Annotated in this window: 26 protein-coding genes; 20 read left to right on the top strand and 6 right to left on the bottom strand. The window is 36.5% G+C overall.

Annotation, left to right across the window (positions count from 1 at the left end; all coding sequences use genetic code 11):
* Positions 1-267: 267 nt before the first annotated feature.
* Positions 268-1,389: a glycosyl hydrolase family 18 protein gene (locus FI644_RS22400; RefSeq protein ID WP_053476056.1), complete on the bottom strand. Its 1,122-nt coding sequence runs from the start codon at positions 1,387-1,389 to the stop codon at positions 268-270.
* A 108-nt stretch (positions 1,390-1,497) separates the two neighbouring features.
* Positions 1,498-2,268, bottom strand: a complete 771-nt coding sequence (locus tag FI644_RS22405) for a hypothetical protein (protein ID WP_142108833.1) — start codon at positions 2,266-2,268, stop codon at positions 1,498-1,500.
* Between the two features lie 195 nt (positions 2,269-2,463).
* On the opposite strand from FI644_RS22405, the gene FI644_RS22410 reads away from it, so the two are divergent.
* Together FI644_RS22410 and FI644_RS22415 are read left to right on the top strand one after the other, a co-directional pair.
* Positions 2,464-3,036 (top strand): TetR/AcrR family transcriptional regulator, encoded by a 573-nt coding sequence (locus FI644_RS22410; RefSeq protein ID WP_053476054.1) that lies wholly within the window; start codon positions 2,464-2,466, stop codon positions 3,034-3,036.
* Positions 3,037-3,129: 93 nt separating this feature from the next.
* Positions 3,130-4,065, top strand: a complete 936-nt coding sequence (locus FI644_RS22415; RefSeq protein WP_053476053.1) for an SDR family NAD(P)-dependent oxidoreductase — start codon at positions 3,130-3,132, stop codon at positions 4,063-4,065.
* Positions 4,066-4,349: 284 nt separating this feature from the next.
* Here the strand turns inward: FI644_RS22415 and FI644_RS22420 are convergent, their stop codons facing one another.
* On the bottom strand, positions 4,350-4,853 hold the full coding sequence (locus tag FI644_RS22420) for a DinB family protein (protein WP_053476052.1): 504 nt from the start codon (positions 4,851-4,853) through the stop codon (positions 4,350-4,352).
* Positions 4,854-5,000: 147 nt separating this feature from the next.
* Here FI644_RS22420 and FI644_RS22425 point away from each other — a divergent pair, with 147 nt between their 5' ends.
* A complete protein-coding gene (locus FI644_RS22425) occupies positions 5,001-6,953 on the top strand; it encodes a GTP-binding protein (RefSeq protein ID WP_142108834.1) in 1,953 nt (650 codons plus the stop codon).
* A 38-nt stretch (positions 6,954-6,991) separates the two neighbouring features.
* Here the strand turns inward: FI644_RS22425 and FI644_RS22430 are convergent, their stop codons facing one another.
* On the bottom strand, positions 6,992-7,429 hold the full coding sequence (locus tag FI644_RS22430; RefSeq protein WP_053476050.1) for a DUF6376 family protein: 438 nt from the start codon (positions 7,427-7,429) through the stop codon (positions 6,992-6,994).
* 218 nt (positions 7,430-7,647) lie between these two features.
* Here FI644_RS22430 and FI644_RS22435 point away from each other — a divergent pair, with 218 nt between their 5' ends.
* The 6 genes from FI644_RS22435 to FI644_RS22460 all read left to right on the top strand — a co-directional run bounded on the left by FI644_RS22435 (position 7,648) and on the right by FI644_RS22460 (position 14,579).
* Positions 7,648-8,877, top strand: coding sequence for a DUF438 domain-containing protein (locus FI644_RS22435; RefSeq protein ID WP_056684686.1), 1,230 nt, complete (start codon positions 7,648-7,650; stop codon positions 8,875-8,877).
* A gap of 138 nt (positions 8,878-9,015) precedes the next feature.
* Positions 9,016-9,555: a putative ABC transporter permease gene (locus tag FI644_RS22440; protein ID WP_231690070.1), complete on the top strand. Its 540-nt coding sequence runs from the start codon at positions 9,016-9,018 to the stop codon at positions 9,553-9,555.
* 118 nt (positions 9,556-9,673) lie between these two features.
* On the top strand, positions 9,674-11,341 hold the full coding sequence (locus tag FI644_RS22445) for a ribonuclease J (protein ID WP_056684683.1): 1,668 nt from the start codon (positions 9,674-9,676) through the stop codon (positions 11,339-11,341).
* Between the two features lie 118 nt (positions 11,342-11,459).
* Positions 11,460-12,389 (top strand): D-2-hydroxyacid dehydrogenase, encoded by a 930-nt coding sequence (locus FI644_RS22450; protein ID WP_142108835.1) that lies wholly within the window; start codon positions 11,460-11,462, stop codon positions 12,387-12,389.
* A 68-nt stretch (positions 12,390-12,457) separates the two neighbouring features.
* Entirely contained in the window at positions 12,458-13,591 is a 1,134-nt protein-coding gene (locus FI644_RS22455; RefSeq protein ID WP_142108836.1) for a glycerate kinase, read from the top strand.
* Positions 13,592-13,613: 22 nt separating this feature from the next.
* Positions 13,614-14,579, top strand: a complete 966-nt coding sequence (locus FI644_RS22460; protein WP_142109082.1) for a 2-hydroxyacid dehydrogenase — start codon at positions 13,614-13,616, stop codon at positions 14,577-14,579.
* 37 nt (positions 14,580-14,616) lie between these two features.
* Here the strand turns inward: FI644_RS22460 and FI644_RS22465 are convergent, their stop codons facing one another.
* A complete protein-coding gene (locus tag FI644_RS22465) occupies positions 14,617-15,237 on the bottom strand; it encodes a DUF3298 and DUF4163 domain-containing protein (RefSeq protein ID WP_075209148.1) in 621 nt (206 codons plus the stop codon).
* A 359-nt stretch (positions 15,238-15,596) separates the two neighbouring features.
* Between FI644_RS22465 and FI644_RS22470 the strand changes: the two genes are divergently transcribed.
* The 6 genes from FI644_RS22470 (at position 15,597) to rbsB (ending at position 21,342) form a co-directional block, all read left to right on the top strand.
* The gene (locus tag FI644_RS22470; protein ID WP_056684672.1) at positions 15,597-16,583 is read left to right on the top strand and encodes a LacI family DNA-binding transcriptional regulator; all 987 of its coding nucleotides are present in this window, start codon (positions 15,597-15,599) and stop codon (positions 16,581-16,583) included.
* A 5-nt stretch (positions 16,584-16,588) separates the two neighbouring features.
* Positions 16,589-17,497 carry a ribokinase gene (rbsK, locus tag FI644_RS22475; RefSeq protein ID WP_056687179.1) on the top strand — a complete coding sequence of 303 codons (909 nt, stop codon included), beginning with the start codon at positions 16,589-16,591 and terminating at the stop codon, positions 17,495-17,497.
* Positions 17,494-17,889, top strand: a complete 396-nt coding sequence (rbsD, locus tag FI644_RS22480) for a D-ribose pyranase (RefSeq protein ID WP_053476043.1) — start codon at positions 17,494-17,496, stop codon at positions 17,887-17,889. Before rbsK ends, rbsD begins: the two co-directional genes overlap by 4 nt.
* Before the next feature lies 1 nt (position 17,890).
* A complete protein-coding gene (locus FI644_RS22485) occupies positions 17,891-19,393 on the top strand; it encodes a sugar ABC transporter ATP-binding protein (protein ID WP_056684669.1) in 1,503 nt (500 codons plus the stop codon).
* Positions 19,390-20,334, top strand: a complete 945-nt coding sequence (locus FI644_RS22490) for an ABC transporter permease (RefSeq protein WP_053476041.1) — start codon at positions 19,390-19,392, stop codon at positions 20,332-20,334. The genes FI644_RS22485 and FI644_RS22490 overlap by 4 nt, the downstream gene beginning before the upstream one ends.
* A gap of 69 nt (positions 20,335-20,403) precedes the next feature.
* Positions 20,404-21,342 carry a ribose ABC transporter substrate-binding protein RbsB gene (gene rbsB / locus FI644_RS22495; protein ID WP_380000687.1) on the top strand — a complete coding sequence of 313 codons (939 nt, stop codon included), beginning with the start codon at positions 20,404-20,406 and terminating at the stop codon, positions 21,340-21,342.
* Between the two features lie 48 nt (positions 21,343-21,390).
* Here rbsB and FI644_RS22500 read toward each other — a convergent pair whose 3' ends face one another.
* On the bottom strand, positions 21,391-21,981 hold the full coding sequence (locus FI644_RS22500) for a guanylate kinase (protein WP_053476040.1): 591 nt from the start codon (positions 21,979-21,981) through the stop codon (positions 21,391-21,393).
* Positions 21,982-22,296: 315 nt separating this feature from the next.
* Here FI644_RS22500 and FI644_RS22505 point away from each other — a divergent pair, with 315 nt between their 5' ends.
* The 5 genes from FI644_RS22505 (at position 22,297) to FI644_RS22525 (ending at position 26,195) form a co-directional block, all read left to right on the top strand.
* On the top strand, positions 22,297-23,175 hold the full coding sequence (locus tag FI644_RS22505) for a proline iminopeptidase-family hydrolase (protein ID WP_056684666.1): 879 nt from the start codon (positions 22,297-22,299) through the stop codon (positions 23,173-23,175).
* Between the two features lie 35 nt (positions 23,176-23,210).
* Positions 23,211-23,459 (top strand): DUF2085 domain-containing protein, encoded by a 249-nt coding sequence (locus FI644_RS22510; RefSeq protein ID WP_142108837.1) that lies wholly within the window; start codon positions 23,211-23,213, stop codon positions 23,457-23,459.
* A gap of 50 nt (positions 23,460-23,509) precedes the next feature.
* Positions 23,510-23,956 (top strand): hypothetical protein, encoded by a 447-nt coding sequence (locus FI644_RS22515; RefSeq protein WP_053476038.1) that lies wholly within the window; start codon positions 23,510-23,512, stop codon positions 23,954-23,956.
* Positions 23,957-24,019: 63 nt separating this feature from the next.
* Entirely contained in the window at positions 24,020-25,264 is a 1,245-nt protein-coding gene (locus FI644_RS22520; RefSeq protein WP_053476037.1) for an aminopeptidase P family protein, read from the top strand.
* Positions 25,265-25,409: 145 nt separating this feature from the next.
* Positions 25,410-26,195, top strand: coding sequence for a class I SAM-dependent methyltransferase (locus tag FI644_RS22525; protein ID WP_231690068.1), 786 nt, complete (start codon positions 25,410-25,412; stop codon positions 26,193-26,195).
* Positions 26,196-26,267: the final 72 nt, after the last annotated feature.

Here is a 26,267-nt window from a genome sequence, read left to right on the forward strand (position 1 = left end):
CAGACAGGTTTAGTAATTTCATAAACTTGGATGTCCGAATTTATGGTTACTTCGGACAGGTGAGGTGAAATCAAGCGCATTCGGGTCCGAACCTGATCTACCTTTGGACAAGTATAGTGAACTCATTGACTAGGATGTCCGAACTCGGGGCCACTTCGGACAGGTTTAGTGAAATCAAGTAAATTCGTGTCCGTACCTGACTCCAAATTATTTCATAGCTTATATAGTTTTTCTCCCCCTGCATAATAAAGGAGTAAAGTGTCTTGATTACTTGATTTCCTTCATTTCTTCAGAGATAGCTGCTGTCAAACTATAAGCATCCTTTGCATCTAGTCCCACTTCCCACATCATCATGCCCCCAAAACCATGATCAAGTGCGAGTTTCGTTTTCCTTTGAATCGTTTTTTCTCCATTATAATGATAGGTTGTCCCATTCAAGCTTACAGAATCTCTTCCTGCATTGTCAGGATTATTATTAATAAGAGCCTCATAGGAAACTTGTTTACTATTTGGATCCTCTGGCTGTGCATAAAAAGGAACTCCAAGGACAAGCTTTTCCTTCGATAGATTGTGTCTATCAAAAAGAGCAGTCCAATAGTTTACGATATTCTCTGTAAACGGATAGGGGGATAAATTAGCTGCATTATATCCGCCATCCCATTGGCCGTCATATGCCATAATGTTTACATGATCAACATACTGAAACATAGTGGGCTCATAAACGACAAATCCAAGCTCAGTTCCAGTTACACTATGAATCTTTGAGTGTACTGCAATGGAAAGTTCCTTTCCTTGAGGGTGAAGCTTTGAGCTTAATTCTTGGGTAAAAGCATTGAGGTCCTCTGCATCTTTCTTTGAACGCGGATGTTCAAAATCGATATCAATGCCATCTAAATTCTCAGTCGCTACCAGATTCATCAGTTCATTAACGAGCTTTGTCCGTGCATCAGGGCTCGCAATCGCAGATTTAAAATAATCATATGACTCACCGCCATTTATATGGAACCAGCCCCCGATGGCAAGTATTGCCTTTGTTTTGTTTTGATGGGCTTTTGTAACCATTGCGCGTAAATTGTTAAGAGCGGTATCTCCGTTAAATAAAAGCCTTCCATCTTTCGTCGGATGGGCAAATGAAAAGATCACATGTGTTAATTGACTGTAGTTCACTACAGACGGATCCCGAAAATCCTGAACATAGCCAATCAGCAATTTTGATGCTATCTGCTCTAGTTTTGGTGCTGCCTTTTGTTCTAATTCTTTCGAAGACGGAGGGTTTAGACTGATAGTTTTTGGTATTGATGAGCTGTTTTTCATAGAAAAAAAAGAGCCAGCTATAAATCCTCCTGAAAAAATTAGAATGATCGCAAGCAGCAGATATAATTTTTTCATCCATTCATCCCTCCAAATTCCTTCAACTTTAAAAGTGTAACAAAAAAGGGAAGAGGGAAGGGGTGGTAATTTTAAGCAAAAAAGCTAAATGAACGTGACCACGTTCATTTAGCTTTTTTTTAACTTGGAAGGGTTATTGATCTTGTATAAAACTGGGTTTGTAACAATAAAATCTTCTTCGGCATCTTTTCCATTAGGCAATTTTTTCTTCACGATTTTCCCATCGAATTCAAGTTTTTCACCAGGTGCAAGTTCAAATTTCTTCAATGTTTTAGAGTGGGCACACCAGGCAAGTCCAATTTTAATTGGATTTTCCTGTTCGATCACAATATTTTCGAAAACGACGACTTCATCATTTTCTTCATTGAAATGATTCCAGCTTAAAGCAAACTGCTTAACCGTCGCTGTAAAATGGACCTTTTCTTCAGGCAATTCAATTTTAGTTTGTTTTTCTTTCTTTGTTGCCGTCTCTTTTTTTACAGCCTTTGGTTTGGCGGCATTAGGCTGCTCGCTTTTTTTCGACGGTGCTGGGGATGGTTCAGCAACGTCAGAGAATGACACCTTCCCAAAGCTTGATGCCTGCATTTCCTTTAGATAAGCTGGATGAATGCAGCTCAGGTTTCCATCTTGAAATTCAACTATGACCGTATTAAATTCTTCAGCTTGCCCATATGTCTCAAATCCTTTAATCTTAACAATGCGCTGATGATCTCTTTCCTTGTACCAGAATTCCTTCTTCACTTCTTTTGTAGTTGATAATCCCCATTCACGAACCTTTTCAATATAGTGGGATTCATCTGTAAAACGTTCAAACTCTCCCTTTGGCGGAAGATATGTAGTCCGGTTTGCATCTTCAATATGCGGTAATGTAATCGCCATCCTTACACATCCTTTCATGCTTATTGTACCATTTTAGATTTTAATAAAAGAAATATCCACCCCTTTAGGCTCGAATTGGGTACAAAACTTTTTAAATTTCATGTTAAAATTATATTTACTTTAAATAACCTTTTACCGCGAAAAAAAAGATGTTATACTTATAATTAACCAATGGTCAATAAAGGAGTTGAAAAGATGTCTCCTCGTAAAACCACTTCTCAAGAACTGACAAGAGAGATCATCTTACAGAAAGCACGAACTCAGTTTGTCAAACAAGGTTTTCAGCAAGTTTCCATGCGAAGCATTGCAAAACTGCTAGACTGCAGTCATGGTGCGATTTATTACCACTTTAAAAATAAAGCTGAACTGTTTTATGCAATTGTAGAAGATGACTTTTCTAAACTAAACAATTTATTGGAAGAATCCATTCAAGGTCCTGAAGATAACACAACAAAGCTCTATAACGTTTTTATTCGCTTTATTGAGTTTGGTTTAAACCACCAAAGCCAGTATGAAATCATGTTTATGGTAAGAAATACGGAGGTAGATAGTTTATCTCAAACAGCAGCCAACCTTAGTTATCAAAAGTTTGCCCAAACAGTCCAATCCTTGTCCACGAAAAAACATGAATTAATAGATATATGGTCTGCATTTATAGCACTTCATGGTTTTGTTTCTCATTACCGCGGATATGTTAAAAATTTTGACGAAGCGAAGCTGGCGGCTAAGTCACATGTTATTTTTATAATAAAAGGATTAAATGGATAGAACTACTCTAAATCATTTTCTGGTTTAGAGTTTGCATATATATTTTTTTGTATTATTTGACCAGTGGTTAATAATTAGGAAAGGAAGTTATTAATGGAGAAAGCATTAGTACTAGGTGCGTCAGGTGGAATAGGCTATGCATTAGTTCGTGAATTGAATAATCGTGGGGTGGATGTAGTTGCTTTTGCTAGAGGAAAGGAAAAATTACATGATCTTTATCAGCATGAATCAAGGGTAACTATTTTTTCAGGGGATGTATTAGTGGAAAAGGAGGTACTCGAGGCAGCAAATGGTGTGGATGTAATCTTTCATGCAGTGAGCTTTCCTTATCAAGATTGGGATAAGAAGCATCCATTGTGCATGGAAATTTTGGTTCGGGTTGCGAAGATACAGCAAGCAAAAATTGCTCTAGTGGATAATATTTATGCTTATGGGAGGCAATCCAAAGCAGAAGTAAATGAAGATGCAAAGAAAGAACCACATACTAAAAAGGGAAAAATCAGGCTTGCAATGGAACAAACATTGAAGAGAAATAACGTTCCTTATTTAATTGTCCATCTGCCAGATTTGTACGGACCTAACGCAGAAAGTACCCTCCTACATGAAACTCTCAAAAATGTGATTCAAAACAAAGCTGCAAATTTTGTTGGTGATCTCAAAGTAGCTCGAGAGTTCATTTATACGTTTGACGGTGCACAGGCGGTGGTGGAGCTAGCTTCTAGAAAGGATACTTACAATCAATGCTGGAATATCCCATCAGCACATCCGATAACGGGAGAAGAAATTATTGAGATTTTGCGTAAGGAACTAGGATATAAAAAGTCGATTAGAATCGTGTCAAAAAAAATGATTTTCTTCCTAGGAATGTTTCAGCCATTTATGAGGGAGATGGTAGAGATGATGTACTTAACAGAGGATCCCGTAATTTTAAGCGGTAAGAAGTATGAAGCAAAAATAGGGCACTTACCGCGGACAACGTATAGAGAAGGAATTATGAAAACAATAAATTGGATGAATAAGGAAGTATAATGGAAAATTTTAACATATGATGTTGAAGGAATTAATTTGTTTTATATATTAAAAAATAGGGTGAATTTCTAATACAAGGAATTTTACCCTTTTTAAATTCCCTCTGATACGGGTATTGCTTCTTTAGACCATGATGTACAACGGCGATTAATGATAAAGGGACAAAGAAAATACTTTCCTTATCCCTTTGAAGTAATTCAATAATCCAGTCAAACTTCTTTTCTAAAGCGGTTATTTTTAAGATACATAAGTTAAATATTGTGACAGATTAATTTCATTAGGAGTTAATTCGTAGGAGCTTCCATTCCAGCATCTGCCCATTCTTCCCGAGAAGGACCATACATCCCAGGAACTCTGAGCCCTGCTAGACGCATTAAAACGGTTAATTGACCTCTGTGATGAATTTGGTGTGAGTTCAGAACTGATAATGTAAGACTTTTTGGCCATTTTTCTCCATACATATCGTCCATTTCATTTAAAGATTGATCTGTCCATTGTTTTTTCATTGCTGCAATCATATTTTCACTTGCCATCAAGTAGCTGTCTGCTATTTCCTTAGCATTCGATGGAACTAATGCCTCATGCTCGGCACCAACAAAATCAAGTCCTGTCCGGGAAAGCATCTCATGAAGGGATGTTACAAGATGCCACGCAAGACTGCCTAGCGAACGATACTCAGGGGTAGCTCTCAATGATAAAGATTCATCTGTTAGATGCTCTAAAACCGTTTGCGTCAAATTCGCCTCATGAGTCCATTCATTCAAAAATTCTTCAATTGTATGATACAATGTTTATTCCTCCTTAAATTAAATACTATTCCATATTCTTCTTTTACATATTAAATCCTTCTTATTCACGAGATTTTTACATTTTTCACAAGAAAAAAGCATTTGTTATAATAGAATTGAAAGATTTCAAAGCAGAGAGGACACAAAATGAACAAAACGATTGGAATACTGGCACATGTAGATGCCGGAAAAACAACATTTTCCGAACAGTTGCTTTATCATACGAAGAGTATTAAACAAAGAGGAAGAGTCGATCATAAGGATGCCTTTCTTGATAGCCATGAAATCGAACGTCAGCGTGGGATCACCGTTTTTGCAGATCAAGCTATGTTCAGCTATCGGAATTCCAATTATTATCTAATCGATACACCTGGCCACGTCGACTTTTCTACTGAAATGGAGCGAGCCATTCAAGTGATGGATTACGCTATCATTATCATTAGTGCGGTGGAAGGAATTGAAGGGCACACAGAAACCGTTTGGGCGCTTTTAAGAAAATACCAAGTGCCTACATTTTTCTTTATCAACAAGACAGATCGCGTAGGAGCAGATGTTGAAGCCGTGCTTGAGGAGATTAGATTAAACTTAACAAAGGATATTTTTGAGATAACAGACTCCTTTAATGATGGTGAGATGGATGAGAAGTTCATTGAATTTGTGGCAGAGCGTAATGAGAATCTTTTAGAACTGTACATGGAAACCGGCTATCAAAAGGATATATGGCTAAAAACACTACAAAAAATGATATATCAAAACCAAGCTTTCGTTTGTTCAAGCGGATCAGCGCTTCAGGATATTGGCATTGAACAATTTCTAGCTGCGATTGATCAATTGACAGTTACTAATTATAGAACTGAGCAAGCCTTCTCAGGCCGTGTTTATAAAATTCGTCATGATGAGAACGGAGCAAGAATCTCTTTTATCAAAGCGTTAAGTGGCGGTTTAAAAGAAAGGGATGAGGTAAGATACTGGAATGGTCAGAATGAGATTTCAGAAAAAATTACTCAAATACGAGTATATGGCGGGAATAAATATAATAAAGTCGATCATGTTAAGGCTGGCGAACTTTTCGCTGTCACTGGGTTATCAATGACAACTGTTGGGAGGTGCATGGGTGAAAAGACAGAGACCGTTGATTTTGAAATGATGCCAGCCTTAAAATCAAAAGTCCTTTTTGAACCATCTGTAAATATAAAAGAAGCATTGCGTTTCTTCAAAATTTTAGATGCAGAAGACCCATCATTAAATGTCATTTGGGAAGAGAATCTGCAGCAAATACATATCCATGTCATGGGGACGATTCAGCTAGAGGTATTAGAGCAAGTAGTTTTGGAACGATTTCAGTTAAACATTTCATTTGAGGAACCGGAGATTCTATACAGAGAAACAATCGTTTCGACCGTTATCGGATACGGTCATTTTGAACCTTTAGGGCATTATGCTGAAGTTCATCTCAAATTAGAGCCCGGCGAAAGAAATAGCGGAATTACCTTCTGTAATGCTTGTCATGCGGACGATTTGACTATTGGAAATCAAAATTTAATTGAACAGCATTTATTTGAAAGGGAACACAATGGTCTTTTAACTGGATCTCCTCTCACTGATGTGAAAGTGACTTTGCTAACCGGGCTAGCCCATAATAAACATACATCTGGCGGTGATTTTCGCGAGGCAACATTTCGGGCATTACGGCATGGCCTAGAAAAAGCTTCAAACAATTTACTAGAACCTATATATGAGTTTAAGATCAAAGTAACTATCGATCAGATGGGCCGCGTATTAGCCGATATTCAAACTGCATTTGGCAAATTCAATCCGCCTATAACGGAAGGAAATAAAGCAATATTAACAGGAACAGTACCAGTAGCAACCTTTATGACATACAGTACTCAGCTTGCTTCTTTCACACAGGGAAAAGCGACGATAAATCTTGTATTTGCAGGTTATGATCGCTGTCATAATGAAAAAGAGATAATAGAAAGAATTGCTTACAATAAAAATGCCGATCCAGCATACACTTCTTCCTCCATTTTTTGTTCAAAGGGACAAGGTTATTCAGTCCCATGGGACGAAGCGGAAAAGGAAATGCATTGTTTGTAAAAGGTCAAAAAAGAGCTTCACCAATTGGTGGAGCTCGCTTATAAACCTAATTCTTTCAATTGATTTAATAATGTAGTAATCTCATTGATCGTTGTAAATATCTCTGTGGATTCAATTTTATCTAATAAAATTTCACCATCGGCCATCACTTGATTCATTTCCTCAATAATTATCTCATTCTTTTCAACAAGCTGTTGGTGGATATCTTCAGCAATGGATGGAGGATCAATAGCATTAAATTTTTCCATTTTTTCTATGAGAGTTTTTAATTGATTCTCTAGTTCCTCTTTCGCTTCTCCATTTGTAGCAGCATCTTGTATCATCTGCGGTGCAGTTTCAGCAAAATTACTTAATGTATTTATATGATCTGTCGCCTTATTGGCATAATCTAAGGAATCATTGACTTCTCCTAAGAACGAACAGCCACTTAACATTAAGGATACGAGTACAGCAATTAATAAATTAAGTTTTTTCATAATGATTCTCCTCGTAATTATTTTCGTTCTTCTACAATTACATTACGAAACTACACTAATAAAGTTTCATTCTTACGCTTACTTATAGGCAAACAATAGCAGATATTTTTGCTTCACCATGATTTGAATCACAATCATTCATTTAGATTAATGGTATTTTATTCATGAGAAACATTATCACTTGTATTTATTATGCCATGAAGCGAAGGAGAATCTTAATGAGTGAATTCATTAATAATCGTGAACTACAATCCACTAACCATACAGATCGTCTGGCTATCTTAAGACAAATATTTAAAGATCTTTACAATGGAAAAAATATTAAGGAAGTGAAAGCACACTTCGATGCCTTTATCGGTAAGGTGACTGTCGAAGAAATCTCTCAGCTTAAACATGAAGAAATGCTTGACAATGATCTGCCAGTAGAAGAAATTCAGCGGTTATATTCCTTGCATACAGAGATTTTTAGAGATTCAATTGAAGAGACTCCACGAACCAAGCATCCAGAAGATGAACCTGGTCATCCAGTTCATACATTTATTTTGGAAAACAAAGAAATTGATAAGCTGATAAAAACGAAGGTTCAAGCCCATTTTGAGCAATTTATTCAGGATGATTCTGAAGAAAATGTCTACCAATTACTAGAGGATTGCAATCTTTTACTTGATATTGATAAGCACTACAGCCGAAAAGAAAATCTAATATTCCCTTATTTAGAAAAGTACGGTATTTATGGGCCGACCAACAATATGTGGAGAATTGATGATTTTATCCGAGATTCCATTAAAGAGGCAAAGCAAAAATTAACAAATTATGATGGGGATAAGCAGGCTGTTGCAGGAGTCGTCAGCTTTATAATTCAAGAAGTCGTTAATATGATTTATCGGGAAGAAAATATCCTGTTCCCAATGGCCCTGCAAAACTTAACAGAGGATGAATGGGTAAAGATTGCCCGTGAAAGTGATGAAATTGGCTTTTGTTTAACTGGCCCTGCTGGAGAGTGGAAGCCTGAAAGAAATGAAATAAGTGAGAAATCCATTTCTGATGGATATATAAAAATGGAAACAGGTTTATTATCCTTAAAACAACTGGAGCTGCTTTTAAATCATCTGCCTGTTGATATTACATTCATTGATCAGGATGATGTCGTTCGCTACTTCTCACATGGAAAAGAACGAATCTTTGCAAGAACAAAAGCAGTCATTGGACGTACCGTACAAAACTGCCATCCGCCTAGAAGTGTTCATGTAGTAGAGGAGCTATTAGCAGACTTTAAAGCCGGCAGAAAGGAACATGAAGATTTCTATATAAAGTTCCGAGATAAATATGTATACATTCGCTACTTCGCTGTCAGGGATGAAAGCGGGGAATATGTGGGTACACTCGAATTCACTCAAAATATTGACCCGATTCAGGCAATCAACGGGGAAAAACGAATCTTATCTTAGTAAAATCACCTAGTACAGTTTTTGTACTAGGTGATTTTTTGCTGTTAAAAAATCACAAAAGAGCTAAATAGTTGTATACCTGTTATTTAGTTTGCAAAACCTATAGTGAGTATAATGAATATGGAGGTTGTAAGCAAAATGACTAGCATGATTTTCATAAAAGAAGCAGGTATGGCTATGTATTTTTTTACCATTTATTCACTTTTTGGATGGCTGTTGGAGAATTGTTATAACCTCATTACCAACCGCAAATTTTTCAAACCCAACTTTCTCATTGGTCCTTTTAAACCGATGTATGGCTTTGCACCTTTGTTATTGGTTTATTTCGTCACACCTGAAACAAATTGGATGATTGCCATTCTTCTATGCTTCCTAATCCCAACTATTGTTGAATATGCAAGTGGGATGCTGCTGCAAAAGATTTTTAATCGGCAATGGTGGGATTATTCAAACCTCCCACTTCAGCTGCACGGCCATATTTGTCTTCCTTTTTCAGTCTGCTGGGTTGTGTTGTCCTTATTCTGTTTAAAGATAATCCATCCTGTCGTTCTTACCTCCTACGAAGGTATTGGTCTGATATGGAATTTCCTTTGGCCAATCACGTTATTTTACTTTTTTGTAGAATTCGTTGCTGCCATTCGCAGGCATACTACGCTCGCTCATTCAATTAGTCACTAATACACGGGGACGGCTCTCTCGTTTTCTTGTAAACAAAAGAACCGTCCCATATTGTGCTCGCAGATAAAAACAAAAATCATGGAAATACTAAAGCAAATTGATATTAGGAGGAATTCAAATGGGGATAAAAGGGAATGTAATATCTGTTTTTTCCCTTGGCGGCTTAAATGAAATCGGAAAAAATATGTATGTCATTGAATATGGAAATGATATTATAATTATCGATTGTGGAAATAAGTTTCCTGATGAAAGTTTGTTAGGGATTGATTTAATTATCCCCGATTTTTCTTACATTATCGAAAATAAAGATCGAGTGCGTGGCTTAATTGTTACACATGGCCATGAAGATCATATTGGGGGAGTCCCTTTCTTCTTAAAAGAAGTAAATGTGCCAGTATATGCGACACGATTCACATTGGGACTAATTGAACTCAAATTAAGGGAACATCGTTTTTTACGAGAAAGTGAACTGATTGAAATTAATTCAGATTCGGTCGTCCAAATCGGTGAAATGAATATTAACTTTTTCAAAGTAAATCATAGTATTCCCGATTGTTTAGGGATTGTATTCAATACTCCTGAAGGAACGATTGTACATACTGGGGACTTCAAGTTTGATTGGACCCCTGCGAATAATGAGCGTCCAGAAATTCACAAAATGGCTGAATTCGGGAATAAAGGTTTACTCCTCCTTTTATCGGAAAGTACCAATGCTGAGCGAACTGGCTATACTCCTTCCGAACAAATGGTAGGTGAAAATTTAGATCAGATTTTTATTAGGGCGAGACGAAAGGTGATTGTATCTACTTTCGCTTCAAATGTTAGCCGTATTCAACAGGTTGTCAATGCTGCGGAGAAAACGGAGCGAAAAATAGCATTACTTGGTCGGTCGATGGTGAATGTAGTAGGTGTGGCGATGGAACGTGGCTACTTAACCATTCCTAATGGTATGTTAATTGAAGCTCGTGAAATTAATGGCTTGCCTCCAGAAATGGTGACTATTTTATGCACTGGGAGTCAAGGAGAGTCCATGGCAGCCCTTAGTCGTCTGTCCACTGGAAACTTTCGTGATGTAGAGATTTTATCCGAAGATACGGTTATCATTGCAGCAGGTCCAATCCCTGGGAACGAAAGGAATGTAAGTAGTATTGTCGACAACTTATATAAACTTGGAGCTCATGTTATTTATGGATCTGGAAGTAGTTCAGGAATACATGTTTCAGGTCATGGGTATCAAGAAGATTTAAGGCTCATGCTAACTCTTATGAAGCCGAAATACTTTATTCCTATTCATGGGGAATATCGAATGCTGCATCATCACCGGATGCTTGCAGAATCAGTAGGTGTAGAAAAAGGCCATACTTTTATCTTAAGAAATGGTGATGTTGTAGATATAGAAAATGCTATTGCCCGTAGTACGAGAAACATCCCGAGTGGGAACACATATGTTGACGGAGTGGATATAGGGAAAATGGAATTTGTATTACGGGACCGTAAACAAATTTCAGAGGAAGGAATGCTCATAATTATTATACCGATGAATAAACAGGAAGGAAAACTACTATCCGAACCTGAAATTATTTCTCGAGGATTTGTCGATCAGAATTTCTCTGAACTCCGAAAAGGAATGAAACAAATGACGATTGAAACAATCAATGAGCTACATGAAGCAAATAGATATTCATGGAATGTCATAAAAAAACAATTAAAAAGGTCTGTTGCACAATATGTAAAAGAAGGTACGAGAAAGGAGCCAATGATTGTTCCTATCTTGATGGATATTTAAATTTGAAAAACCAATAATTTTCCCGTAAATAGTTAAATACGATAAAATAAGGCACAACGAGCGGTAAAAACCTGCTTGCTGTGCCTTATTTCGCGAATAATAATCTGGAGGAATTCTAATGGACATTAAAAATATACTTGTGGCCGGAGAATATGAAGAACTTTTTCAAAAACAATTAACAAATGAAGAATCTCAACATTTCCGATTTATTCCTGTTGATGAAATCACATTAGAAGATTTATCGTGGGCAGAAGCATATATTGGGTCTAAACCGTGTCCTAGCTTCAATCCATCAAATTTGAAATGGGTTCATTCCTTTAATGCAGGTGTAAATAACTTTTTAGAGATTGATGGATGGAAGGAAAATACCCTACTTACTCGTACCTTTTGTTCTTTTGGTGAAAGAATTAGTGAGTATTGCCTAAGCTATGTGTTAAGAGACCTCCAATTTCATAAGTATTTTAAGGAAAAACAGAGTCAAAAGGAGTGGGCTCCAAAGACGCCAAAAATGGTGAAGGATCTAACAATTGTTATTTTTGGATCGGGAGAAATTGGACAAGAAGTTGCAAAGACATTTGATCAGTTTGGTGCAAAGGTTTACGGCGTATCTCAAAGTGGAAAGCAAAAAGATTTTTTTAAAGAAGTCACGAAAACTACTTCTTCGGGTCCATTGCTAACACTTGCAGATTGGATAATAAGCACACTGCCTTTGACAAAGGAAACAAATAAACTTTTTGATAACGAGTTATTTAGCAACTTTAATGGGGCTGCTTTTATCAATGTCGGCAGGGGTGCAACAGTTGATGAAAAAGCACTGATTGAAGGTTTGAATGCAGGTAAAATAAGGTACGCAGTATTAGACGTACTTACTACTGAACCCCTTCCAGATGACTCAACATTATGGTTAAGAGACGATATTATTATCACCCCACATATTTCAGCAGTTACGGATCTGAATGAAGCGATTTCATACTTTTTTGACACATTACGTAAAATTGAAAAAAACGAAAAATTGCTTAATCAAGTTGATTTTTCAAAGGGGTATTAATTTACTAGTTTGTGATATATTGTAAGCAGAAAGATAAAATATTCGAGTTTAATATTGGAGGTGCTTCAGTGAAAATAGTCATCGCACCTGATTCTTTTAAAGGAGCCATCTCCGCACGAGATATTTGTACATCTGTGAAAGCTGGTGTGCATCGTGTTTTCCCAAAGGCAGAAGTATTAGAAGTTCCTTTAGCTGACGGCGGAGAAGGGACAATGGAGAATTTCGTCTATTCTTCTGGAGGTTCCTTCATAGAATTTGAAGTTAAGGGACCAATAGGAACACCCGTATTGGCAACAATCGGTTTATTAGGGGATCAAGAAACTGCGGTTATTGAAATGGCTCAAGCTTCTGGTCTTACACTCTTATCGAGAGAGGAAAGAAATCCATTGCTGGCAACAAGTTATGGAACTGGTGAACTAATCAAGCACGCACTCGATAGAAACTATCGCAAGTTTATTATTGGTCTCGGTGGAAGTGCAACAAATGATGGAGGCACCGGGTTGTTGAAAGCATTAGGGGTAAGATTTTACTCAAATGATGGGCTTGAACTAGCTGAAGGCGGAGCAGCTTTAATAAACTTGGCATTTATAGATGATTCAGATATAGATTCGCGAATTAAAGAGTCATCCATTTTAATTGCAAGTGATGTAACGAATCCTTTATGTGGTCCGAATGGGGCTTCAACAATTTTTGGTCCGCAAAAGGGCGCTTCTGCAAGTGACGTAATGAAATTGGATCAAGCATTATTTCATTATAGTAAAATTGTTCAGAAGCAAAAAAATATGAATCTCTGCAAGATTGTTGGCGGAGGAGCAGCTGGAGGAACTGGTGCAGCCTTAGCAGCCTTTTTCCGTTCTTCGATACGATCTGGAATAGAAGTTGTAATGGGGGCTATTCAATTTGAAGAGAAAATAAAAGGGGCAGACCTCATCATTACAGGTGAGGGAAAACTAGATAGCCAGACACTCTCTGGAAAAGTAATCACAGGGGTTAGTAAAATAGCAAAAAAGCATCATATTCCAGTAATTGCACTATGTGGCAGCTTACTTCTAGATGAATATCAAATGAACGAACTGGGCATTAGCAGTGCATTTTCAATTGTACCTGGTCCTTGTTCACTTGAAACTGCCATGGCGAATTCATCAAAGTGGACGATCGAACGAACGGAGCAAATTATGCGTTTTCTTAGCGCTCTCACATAAAAATTTCATGGAGGAAATCATGTTGAAGCCGAAAATATTTATAACTAGAAAAATACCTATCCCAATCATAAATCAACTAGAGAAAAGCTTCGATGTATCTATTTGGGAGCATGAAGATATACCAGTTCCACAGAAAGTATTAGAAGAAAAAATTGCTGAGATAGATGGATTATTTTGCTTATTAACTGAAACAATTAATAAAGAATTACTAATTAACGCCACAAAGCTAAAAGTAATAAGCAATATGGCAGTAGGATATAACAATATTGATATTGAAGCAGCCTCCAAGAAAGGGATTATCGTTACTAATACACCAGGTGTGTTAACAGAAACTACCGCTGACCTGACATTTGCTCTTTTAATGGCTACTGCAAGAAGGATTCCAGAAGCGTCATCCTATATGCGGGAGGGAAAATGGGAGACTTGGTCTCCAATGCAGCTTACTGGTCAAGATATATTTAATTCCACAATTGGGATTATTGGCTTAGGGAGAATTGGAGAAGCACTAGCAAGGAGAGCAAAGGGATTCAATATGAATATCCTTTATCATAATCGAAACAGAAAGCTTCAGGCTGAGAAGGAATTAGGATTACAGTATACAACATTAGAGGACTTATTAAAAAAATCTGATTTTGTTTGTATCATGACTCCTTATACACCCGAAACACATAACATGATTCAGAAGGAGCAGTTTCTATTAATGAAGGATACAGCCATTTTGATAAACACTGCACGCGGAGGAATTGTGAACGAAAACGACCTATATCAAGCGCTTGCTGATGGAGAAATTTGGGCTGCAGGTCTTGACGTTTTTGAAATGGAGCCTGTCTCATTAGATCACCCATTGCTTACATTACCAAACGTAGTGACACTTCCCCACATAGGAAGTGCCAGCATCGCTACGCGAATGAAAATGGCAGAAGTTGCTGCAGATAATCTTCTCCTTGTGTTAAATGGAGATATTCCAAAGAATGTTGTGAATAAGTAACAGCTGCTATTTATAAGAAGATTGTCTTCTATTCACTTTAATTGTTCTCTGCCATCCTGCCCAGCGGACCATTTTCATCAATGATATCCTGCAGATCATAGACGGAAATTGGGAACATTGGGAAGCCAAATACATAAGGCGTTATTTCATAAAGCTGAAAATAGATGACAAGTGCTTTATCTGCAATGTAAAAGTCTTGATTTGGCTTAATTTCAGTTAATGGATTAAGAAGCTCGATATCTCGTTGTTTAATTTGCTTTTCTATCAAATCAGTTAGCCTTTTTGCATAATTGCTGCCCGGCTTAAATAAATCCTTAAGTGTACAAAGCTTTCCTTCATTTAAATCAAATGTTAATGATTTAATAATCGTCATGCCATGTGCTGCATGATAATGGTACGTATAATTTGAAAGTGATAGGCTAAGAACTTCCCGCTGGTTATTTTTTATTTCATAAGAACCGATTATTTCAACGACGGATGATGGATCTCCACCAACTAATTCATTAACAAGTAGTTGGGTCTGATGAACAATCTTTTGGTTAATATTTTGTTCTAATTGTACATTCTTCATTTTAAACACTTGAGGGTAATAAATATTTTTATCTTTACCACCACTTATCTTTTCTGTTCTAATACTTACAGGGAACGAAATCGGCATACTACTCCATCCTTTAAACATTTTTAACTATCTTATTCCAAATGAATAAATGGGTGAATGTAGAAAAATCTAGTAAGCAGTGAAGGGAATAGAATGAGAATCATAGGAATTTCTATTCTCAATTCCTCTATTAATTTATTGACAAATACTTTTTAAGCAATTAAAATTCAATTAAAGTTACCTATGCTATGCAAATGTATAGAAGGTAAGATTTTTTTCATACTATTTGAAAGCGATTACCTATTAGTTAATATTAAACATTCAGAAATTAGCAAATACTAAGTTTTTCTTTATCTTTTATAGAAACTATTTTTTTATTTTGATGTGTAACCGGTTACATGTTAGAAAGAGGGTATGATGTGAGCACAATTAAAGATGTAGCAAACGAAGCAAATGTATCTGTTGCTACTGTTTCAAGAGTGTTAAATAATAATGGCTATGTAAATGAGGATACGCGAAAAAAAGTTTTAAAGGCCATAGAGAAATTGGACTATAAACCGAATGCGGTTGCTAGGAGCCTTTTTAAAAAACAATCTAAAACAATTGCTCTCATCGTACCTGATATTAAAAACCCGTTTTTTCCAGAAATCGCTAGAGCAATTGAAGATGTTTTAAATAACAATGATTATACATTAATCCTTTGCAATTCAGACGAACATGAGGATAAGGAAAAAAAATATTTTGATGTCATGAAGCAAAAATATGTAGACGGTGTCATTATTGTTACGAGTACACTTGCACCGAACTATATTGAGAAAAATAATATCCCAATCGTTTCGCTTGACCGTCCCATTCATCAAAGTATTCCATCTGTTTCGGTCAACAATTATGAAGGAGCAAAGGAAGCGGTACAATACCTAAAAGCGATTGGATGCAAAAAAATTGCCCATGTTCGAGGTCCAGTAAGTGTTATTAACGCTGACGAACGTTATAAAGGCTATTTAAGTGAAGTATGTAATGAGCCTTGGTTTAGTGAGGAATTTATTATAAATGGAAATTATAACGTACTAGAAACTGCAAAGGCGACGATGGTACTATTATCCAAGCACCGTGATATTGATGGAATCTTTTCAGGGAATGATTATATGGCTTTAGGTGTATTGAAAGCCGCAACACAAATGGGAATAAGAATTCCACAAGATCTTTCATTGATTGGTTTTGATGGCATTCAGCTTTGTGAACTAACAAGTCCAGAAATTACAACGATGGCACAGCCTATATATGAATTAGGGGAGTCAGCAGCTAAACTTTTACTAAATATGATTGAAGGAAAAGCTGTAAATCCTGCACAGCAAGAATTTAAAGTATCTTTAAAAATAGGTCAATCAACTAAGGTCTTGAGGTGAAAATGATGACAAAAAAGAAAATCACTGTCATCGGCAGTATTAATATGGATATTGTAACAAGTACAAATATCCTTCCAAAAATGGGTGAAACGGTTTTAGGAAAAGCGTTTCACACCATCCCCGGTGGCAAAGGGGCAAATCAGGCAGTTGCTGCTGCAAGATTAGGCGCAGATGTAAGCATAATCGGGTGTGTCGGAAGAGATACATTTGGCAAAGAGTTAAAACAGCATTTGAATAACCAAGGAATAGATGTGCAAAATGTGGAACCGGTTACAGAAACTTCAACCGGCACAGCTACTATAACCGTTTTTGATGGAGATAACAGTATCATCGTCGTTCCGGGAGCCAACTATCATGTCACACCTGTTTATATCGAAAGATTAGAAAAAATCATTGCAGAAAGTGATGTTGTTTTACTTCAGCTGGAAATACCAATAGAAACAGTTGAGAAAGCGGTCGAAATTGCCAGCAAGCATAATGCAACAATCATTTTAAATCCAGCACCGATTCAGCTTTTATCAAAAGAACTTCTATCTAAAATTGACTATATTACACCAAATGAGCATGAACAAGAAATGCTGCTGACTTCTTCTGATTGGACAGACGAAGAAAGAAAAGAAATTATTAAAAAGTGCATTGTTACAAAAGGTTCAAAAGGTGTTTCCATTTTGAAGCGGAATGAACTCCAAATTCCTAGTTTCAACGTGGATGTCGTGGACACAACAGGTGCAGGTGATACGTTTAATGGCGCACTTGCTTATTGCTTAAGCATCGGTTATGAGCTAGAAGAAGCCTGCCATTTCGCTAACGCTGCCGCTGCCTTATCCGTAACAAAATTTGGTGCTCAAGGCGGAATGCCTACCCTCCAGGAGGTAGAGGAATTCCTGCAGCTAAGAGGGGAAAAGAGAAAATGAAAAAATTAGGGATATTAAATAGTCATATATCTGAAGTGCTTTCGCGACTTGGCCATACCGATACGATCGTTATTGCAGATTGTGGACTTCCTATTCCAGATGAAACGATTCGAATCGATTTAGCATTAAAACAGGGAGACCCTAGTTTCATTGATACGCTAGAAACATTGCTTGAAGATATGGCAGTTGAAAAAGCAACACTTGCTGTTGAAATTAAGGAGCAAAACAAACAAATCGATGAGAAGGTTACCTCTATTCTTAAAGATGTATCAATAGATTATATTTCCCACGAAGAATTTAAAGCACAAACAAAAAAGGCAAAAGCAGTCATCCGAACGGGTGAAGTAACTCCATATGCAAACATTATTTTACATGCAGGAGTGATTTTCTAATATGAATAGCCAACCAATTATTCAAATGAAAGGCATTTCAAAAGCATTCTCCGGAAATATCGTTTTGGAAAAAGTAGACTTTGAAATTATGCCTGGGGAAGTACATGCCCTCATGGGAGAAAATGGGGCTGGTAAATCAACTTTAATGAAAATTTTAACAGGTATATATGAAAGGGATGCCGGAACTGTTTCTGTTCGTGGGAGTGAGGTACATTTCAAAAATGCGAAAGAAGCAGAAATGGCAGGAATAGCCGTTATTCATCAAGAGCTAAATATCATACCTTATTTAACAGTCACTGAAAATATGTTCTTAGGAAAAGAGCTGACATTCGGGAAATTCGGAATGACAAAAGATAAAGAAATGAAGCAAAAGACGAAAGAATACTTAAACCGTCTTGGGATCGATATAGATCCTGCCATTGAGGCTGGCAATTTATCAGTCGGTCAGCAGCAAATGATTGAGATTGCTCGAGCGGTTGCTGCAAATACAGAAGTATTAATTATGGACGAGCCTACTGCGGCATTAACGGATCGAGAAATTGAAGCCTTGTTTAAAGTGATCCATTCCCTTAAAGAACAAGGGGTTGGAATTGTATATATTTCTCATCGAATGGAGGAAATATTTCAAATTTGCGATCGAATATCTGTTTTACGGGATGGACAATTCATCGGAGTGAAAGCGATTCCAGAAACAAACTTTGATGAAATTGTCAAAATGATGGTTGGCAGGCAGCTAGGTGACCGCTTCCCGGAACGAGATACAACCATAGGTTCTGAAAGGTTAAAAGTAGCTAATTTCTCAAGTAAGGGATCCTTTGAAAATGTCCATTTTACTATTCATCAAGGAGAAATTCTGGGTGTAGCCGGTTTAATGGGTGCTGGCCGGACGGAAATTATGGAAGCTATTTTTGGCTATCGGAAGGTACAGGAAGGAAAGCTCTTTATTGATGGAAAAGAGACAAAAATCAAATCACCATATGATGCGATAAAAGCTGGAATCGGCTTTATTACGGAAGACCGTAAAAGTGAGGGGCTAGTACTCGATTTATCCGTACGAGAAAACTTCTCATTGACCAACCTTAACAAAATTTCAAAAAAGAATATCATTTCTACAAAAGAGGAAGCAAGCTTTGTAGATGAGATGATTCAAAAACTACATGTAAAAACATCAAGCAGTGAACAATTAGTAAAATCACTCAGTGGCGGAAATCAACAGAAGATCGTAATTGGGAAATGGCTAGGAATTAACCCAAAAATCTTAATATTAGATGAGCCAACCCGTGGTGTGGATGTAGGAGCAAAAAAAGAAATTTATCAAATCATGAATGAATTAACAAAACTAGGTGTTTCTATTATTATGGTTTCTTCTGAGCTTCCAGAAATCTTAGGAATGAGCGACCGAATACTTGTTATTCATGAAGGGAAAGTATCCGCAATATTAAATAAGTCCGAGGCTGACCAAGAAATGATCATGCAAGCCGCGACAGGGGGAAATAAAAAATGAAGTCCTCAGCATTATTTTCGAAACAGTTACAAAAATTAGGACCTTTATTAGGATTAGTCATCATCACCGTCATCCTGGCAATTGTAAGTCCAAGCTTTTTAACAATGGACAATATCTTTAATGTACTACGTCAAGTATCAATCAATGCTTTAATCGCATTCGGAATGACATTTGTTATTTTAACAGGAGGAATTGATCTCTCGGTCGGTTCAATACTTGCTCTTTCATCAGCTGTTACTGCTGGTTTGTTAGCTAGTGGAATGGACCCGATCTTAGCCATTCTTATTGGCCTACTAGCAGGTGCTGTAATGGGGGCAATAAATGGATTCATAATTACAAAAGGGAAAGTCGCTCCTTTCATTGCCACATTAGCAACAATGACAATTTTTCGCGGATTAACTCTCGTATATACAGAAGGACGTCCGATTACAGGCTTATCAGATAGTCAGGTCTTTGAATTAATGGGGCGTGGATACCTAGGCTGGATACCGGTTCCTGTTATTTGGATGCTCATTTCCTATTGTATCCTTTACTTTATTTTAAAGAAGACTACATTCGGACGTAAAGTTTACGCAATTGGCGGGAATGAAGAAGCATCTATTTTATCTGGAATTCGCGTTGACAAAGTGAAAATTTGGATTTATTCCATAACAGGAACATTATCTGCACTTGCAGGAATAATTTTAACATCTCGTTTGAATTCTGCTCAGCCTACTGCAGGTGCATCCTATGAATTAGATGCAATTGCTGCAGTTGTATTAGGCGGTACAAGCTTATCTGGCGGAAAAGGCTGGATTTTCGGAACATTGATTGGAGCACTCATTATAGGGGTTTTAAATAATGGATTAAATTTGATGAATGTAAGTTCCTTTTATCAACAAGTAGTTAAAGGAGGTGTCATTCTTCTAGCAGTCTTATTAGATAGAAAGAAAGCGGCATAGTTTAATGCTCTAGTAATTTGTCCGCAGGAACATCTTATTTAATTTAAAACATTTTAGGAGGTCAATTACGTGAAAAAAGCATTTAAAGGATTATTGTTTATTACATTAATGATGGTTTTATTAGCTGGCTGTTCAACAGAGGCTCCCGGATCATCAGATAAGAGCGAAAAAGAAACTAGTGGTAAAAAGGACGATAGTGTAAAAATTGGTCTTTCTGTTTCTACTTTGAACAATCCATTCTTCGTTTCGTTAAAACAAGGTGCAGAAGATGAAGCAAAAGCTCAAGGTGCGGAAATTGTGACAGTTGATGCACAAAACGATTCTGCTAAACAAGTAAGTGATATCGAAGATTTAATTCAGCAAGGTGTTGATGTATTACTCGTTAATCCAACAGATTCTGCTGCCGTAGCAGTTGCAATTGAGTCAGCAAACAGTGCAAATATTCCTGTAATCACGGTAGACCGTAGTGCTGAAGGCGGAGAATTAGTGGCACATATTGCTTCTGATAACGTTGCTGGCGGCCAAATGGCTGGAGAATTTATTTTAGAAAAGTTAGGAAATAAAGGGAAAGTCGTTGAATTAGAAGGGATTCCTGGATCATCCGCTGCTCGTGAACGTGGAGAGGGTTTCCATAAAGCGGTTGACGCTGTTGCAGATGTTGAAGTAGTTGCAAAACAAGCGGCAGATTTTGACCGTGCAAAAGGCTTATCTGTAATGGAAAACATTTTACAAGGAAATAAAGATATTCAAGCAGTCTTTGCTCATAACGATGAAATGGCTTTAGGTGCATTAGAAGCTCTTCAAGCAGCTGGCTTAACTGATGTGATTGTTGTTGGTTTTGATGCAACTGACGATGCAGTCAAAGCTGTTGAAAGTGGAAATATGGCAGCAACTGTTGCTCAAAAGCCTGTTATTATTGGTCAGCAAGGGGTAACAACAGCTTTAAAAGTTGCTGGCGGCGAAACAGTTGATGAATTTATTCCGGTTGAGTTAGAGTTAGTAAAATAAGTATAGAGTATAAAAAAACTGCCGTTCATTTGAACGGCAGTTTTTATGTTAATAATCTGTAATAATGATATCCCTATCTAAAATCGTTTCGACAACTTCACTTACTTGAAATGAAACTTGCGGGGAATCATAATTTTCAAATGCATATTCGCATTTTGCCTTATAGCCCATGTTTTCAGTATAGTGAGCCATATGCCGATTAATATCTTCCTCTTTATCCTGTCTTGCTTTATGCCTTTCAATAACCGTGTCTCTATCAGCATATATAAAAAATCGAATGACACGATCCCCATACATCTTTTTTAATTTTTCAGTTCCTTCAGGATTTAAAGTCAAATAAACGAGGGCATGTGATTCAAAAGCTTTTATAATATCTTCTTCACGTATACCATAATAGAATCCATCAATTTTTACACATTCTAGAAATTCATTATTCGCCTCCAATTTTTTAAAAGTTTCTTTTTCAACAAAATGATAGTCTTCACCATCTTGTTCATAATGACGAGGGGGTCTAGTTGTATAGGAAAGGATTGTTTCCATATCAAACATTGTCGCGACCATTTTGGCAATCGTTTTTCTGCCAGATCCATCTGGACCTGTGTAAATAAATAATTTTTCTTTTTCTTTAATTTCGTACATAGATTTACCTCCTTAAATAGTTGATTTGATAGTGACGGTAAATGACAAAGCAGCAGCTTAGTAAAGAAAAAACTTCTGAGGGGGATAACTACGTGATAGTAGAGGAAAATCATTTAAATCAACTTTTTAGAAAGTTGATTTAAACAGCCTAATTATATCAGTTTTTTCTAAAAATTGGGGTTAATTGAACGTTTTGTAAAAATATTTTAAAACTTGTAACTAATTAAAATAAAGGAATACAATAGTTATTGTCGAAATGTGTTCATATAAAATTGTAAATGTTAAGTTTATTCATCGATGATAGGAGAGATCTATATGTCAGTTAAGGAAGGATACATAAAAGTTACAGGAGGGAACGTGTGGTATCAGATTCACGATACGTATACAGATAAAACACCTGTTATTATTCTACACGGCGGCCCAGGTTCATCCCATTATTCGCTCCAAGGCTTAAATGTTCTTTCTGAGGATCGTCCCGTTATCTTTTATGATCAATTAGGCTGTGGAAAATCGGATCGACCAGCAGACCCCTCTTTATGGAAGATTGAGAGATTTGTAGAAGAATTAGTGAAAATTAGAACTGCTCTTTCTTTAGACAAAGTCCATATCCTAGGACATTCCTGGGGAACAACACTAGCAGCAGCTTATATTTTATCAAAACCAGAAGGTGTAGAAAGTGTTATTTTTTCAAGCCCATGTTTAAGTGCCCCACTTTGGGCAGAAGACCAGGCGAGAAACCGGCAACAATTACCAGTGGAGGTACAAGCAGTATTAAAAGCATGTGAAGATAATGGAACAACTGATTCAGAAGAATATAAGGCTGCCACCGCTGAATTCAATAAACGCTTTGTCTGCCGTCTTGACCCAATGCCTGCTTTCTTAAAACAAGGTGCACAATACAAAAATCCAGATGTCTATAATATTATGTGGGGGCCATCAGAATTTCATGTAACTGGAAATTTAAAAAACTTCGATTGCACTTCACAATTAAAGGATATGGGTATCCCAACATTATATACGTGTGGCCGATATGATGAAGCTACCCCAGAATCAACGAAATATTTCAGCAGCCTTACACCCGGAGCGAAATTCCATGTTTTTGAAAACAGTGCACACATGCCTTATTTAGAGGAAACGGATGAGTATATGATGGTAGTAAGGGAATTTTTAAGCAGTGTAGATCATAACAGTTAATATGCACGAATAAGTAGGTGAGATATTTGTTTTTCATGTCAAGGTGTAAAGGAATTTCGGCAGGGTATCTCTTCTTTCCGATCTTATTCTTTATAGACATACATATTTCCATCTTGCTTGGACTATTTCTAAATATTCCAATGATCATTGACGGATTGACCCAGAAGTTGAAGTTTAGAATGAGCAATAATGGATTACGATTCCTGACAGGGGTCATTTGCGGACTGGGGCAAAGTATTTTAATTGTCAGTATAAGTGATTACATTGTTTCTCTGATCCAATAAAATAAGACGACAGAAATTATATATATTTATACCCGGGAGTGGAAAATCAATTGAGCAGAGAAAAAATCGCACTAAACTATGCACTAATGATTGAAATGATAAGAAGAAGCGGAACAACAGATCTCAAAATGATTCATTTGCTAAAAAATGGTATTAGCAAGGATTTTACTCCTTACGGAGAAGGGATTCCTGACTGGCAAACGTTTATTGATTTTTATAGAACCCATTCCGAAAGATTAGAAAAAGCCATTTTAAATGGGTATAAAATTACTTTTCTCACAAAAAATGCACTAAAAAGACTATTAAAAATTAAATATGGTTTAGAAGAAAATATTGATTATCAGGTCTTTGAGGACTACTTAGATGGACTGGTCTTTACAAAAAGTCAGTTTGATGACTTACAAAATACTATTTCTATAAACTGGAAAGTAATAGATAAGAATTCTATTAACGAAAAACATCATATTAAAATCGAGTTACACTATAGGAAGTATTGAAAACGAGTATGTTATGATATAACTATACTTATAAATTCATATCTTTTGAAAAGAGGGAATTTTATGCACAAGGATTTTTTCATTACTAATCGCAATCATTTATATGAGGAATTAAAGGATCAATTTCTTCTAGTTTTATTTGCTGGGAAAGCGCCGCAAAAATCAGCAGATGAGGCATATAAGTTTGTTCCTAATCGTAATTTTTATTACAATACAGGGATCGACGAACCAAATATTATATTTATGGCTCGAAAAAAAGGAAGTAAAGTTGAGGAATTCCTTTTTATTGAAAAATCTGATCCCATTTTAGAAAAATGGGTAGGAAAGTCTATTTCCATCAGCGAGGCAATTGACACATCTGGAATCGACAACATTCTATATCTTGACCAATTCGAATCTACAGTGTCTCAAACGCTTATTTCAGAATCAGTTTTTCACGTTTATTTAGATCTAGAACGCAGAGAATTAGATTCTTCGACAACAAAGGCACAGCAATTTGCTAGTAAAATCCAAGCAAATTATCCATATGTTCAAATAAATAATGTTTATCCAGCTATTAGCGAACTTCGCGTTTACAAAACACCGGAAGAGATTGAAAAAATCAAAAAAGCGATTGAAATTACCCAAAATGGCATTAGAAATGTAATGAAGCATGCTAAGCCAGGTATGAAGGAATATCAGCTTGAAGCCCATTTTGACTTTATTTTAAATACTGAAGGTGTTAGAGAGCACGCGTTTCCAACAATTGTTGCGAGTGGAAAAAATGGCACTGTCCTTCATTATGAGAAAAATAATGCTCTTGTTGAAGACGATCGTCTCGTTCTTCTTGATTTAGGGGCACAATTTGAATACTATAATGCCGATATTAGCTACACCTTTCCAGTAAACGGGAAATTTACAGAAAAGCAAAAAGTGTATTACAATATCGTCTTAAAAGCTTTGAGAGAAACAACCGCTCTTATTAAACCAGGAGTGCCATTTGCAAACCTAAATGAAATGACAAAGAAAATACTTGCAGAAGAATGTATGAAAGTTGGATTAATTAAAGAGGAAAATGAGATTAGTGAATACTATTATCACGGTGTCAGCCATTTTCTTGGTTTAGATACACATGATGTAGGAAGTTATAAAGATTTAGTTTTACAGCCTGGAATGGTACTTACTGTGGAGCCAGGTCTTTATATTGCAGATGAAGAAATCGGCATTCGAATTGAAGATGATGTATTAGTAACAGAAGAAGGGCATGAAGTGCTTACGAAAGACATCATTCGTTCGATAGAAGATATAGAAGCGTTTATGCAAAAATAAGTTGCAAAGCCATTATTACTTAACGTAATAATGGCTTTTTTTATTAATTACTAGCATAAGATTTACTTGACATAAAGTTAAGGCTATTCATATAATAGTAATTGATAACAATTATCATTATCAATAAGTGGAAGGAAGTGATTTTTTGACTTCAATTATACAAACAGATTTTTCAAAAATGCCAGGTCATTGGGTACTCGCTAAAATGGGAAAACGTGTCCTGCGCCCTGGTGGGATTGAACTAACAAAAAAGATGCTCGATCACTTACATATAACAGAAGATGATGATGTAGCTGAATTTGCTCCTGGTCTGGGGATTACAGCAAAAAGCGTCCTAGAGAAGAAGCCTAAATCTTATATTGCTATTGAACAAAATGATGTTGCTGCTAAACAGGTTATTAAATACCTGCCTCCAAACAATGCTATTTGTATAATTGGTGATGCTCAAAATACAAAACTACCGAGTCAATCGGTTGATGTCTTATACGGAGAAGCAATGCTGACAATGCAATCACCGCAGCAAAAAGAAGAGATTATTGAAGAAGCTTATCGAATCTTACGTAAGGGTGGAAGGTATGGGATTCATGAGCTCTGTTTAAATCCAAATAACATCGATGAAGAATTGAAATCGACGATTCGTCGTGATTTAGCAAATGTCATTCGTGTAAATGCTAAACCGCTGACTGTATTTGAATGGAAATCTCTTTTTGAAAATAAAGGTTTTAATGTTGTAATCATTGAGATGCGGCCCATGCATTTATTAGAAAAGAAGAGGATGATTCAGGACGAAGGAGTAAAGGGATTTGCAACAATCGTAAAAAATATTGCGGTGAATCCTGATGCAAGAAAACGAATAGAAGATATGCATGGTACTTTTAAGAAATATGAAAAGTATTTAGGAGCGATTAGTATTGTCATGGAGAAACAATAAACAGCAGATATAAACAGGGAGAGTAAATTAGATATTTACTCTCCTTTTTCCATTTATTAATTAAATAAAGAA

The sequence above is a fragment of the Cytobacillus solani genome (genome assembly GCF_006704205.1).
Taxonomy (GTDB): Bacteria; Bacillota; Bacilli; order Bacillales; family Cytobacillaceae; genus Cytobacillus; species Cytobacillus solani.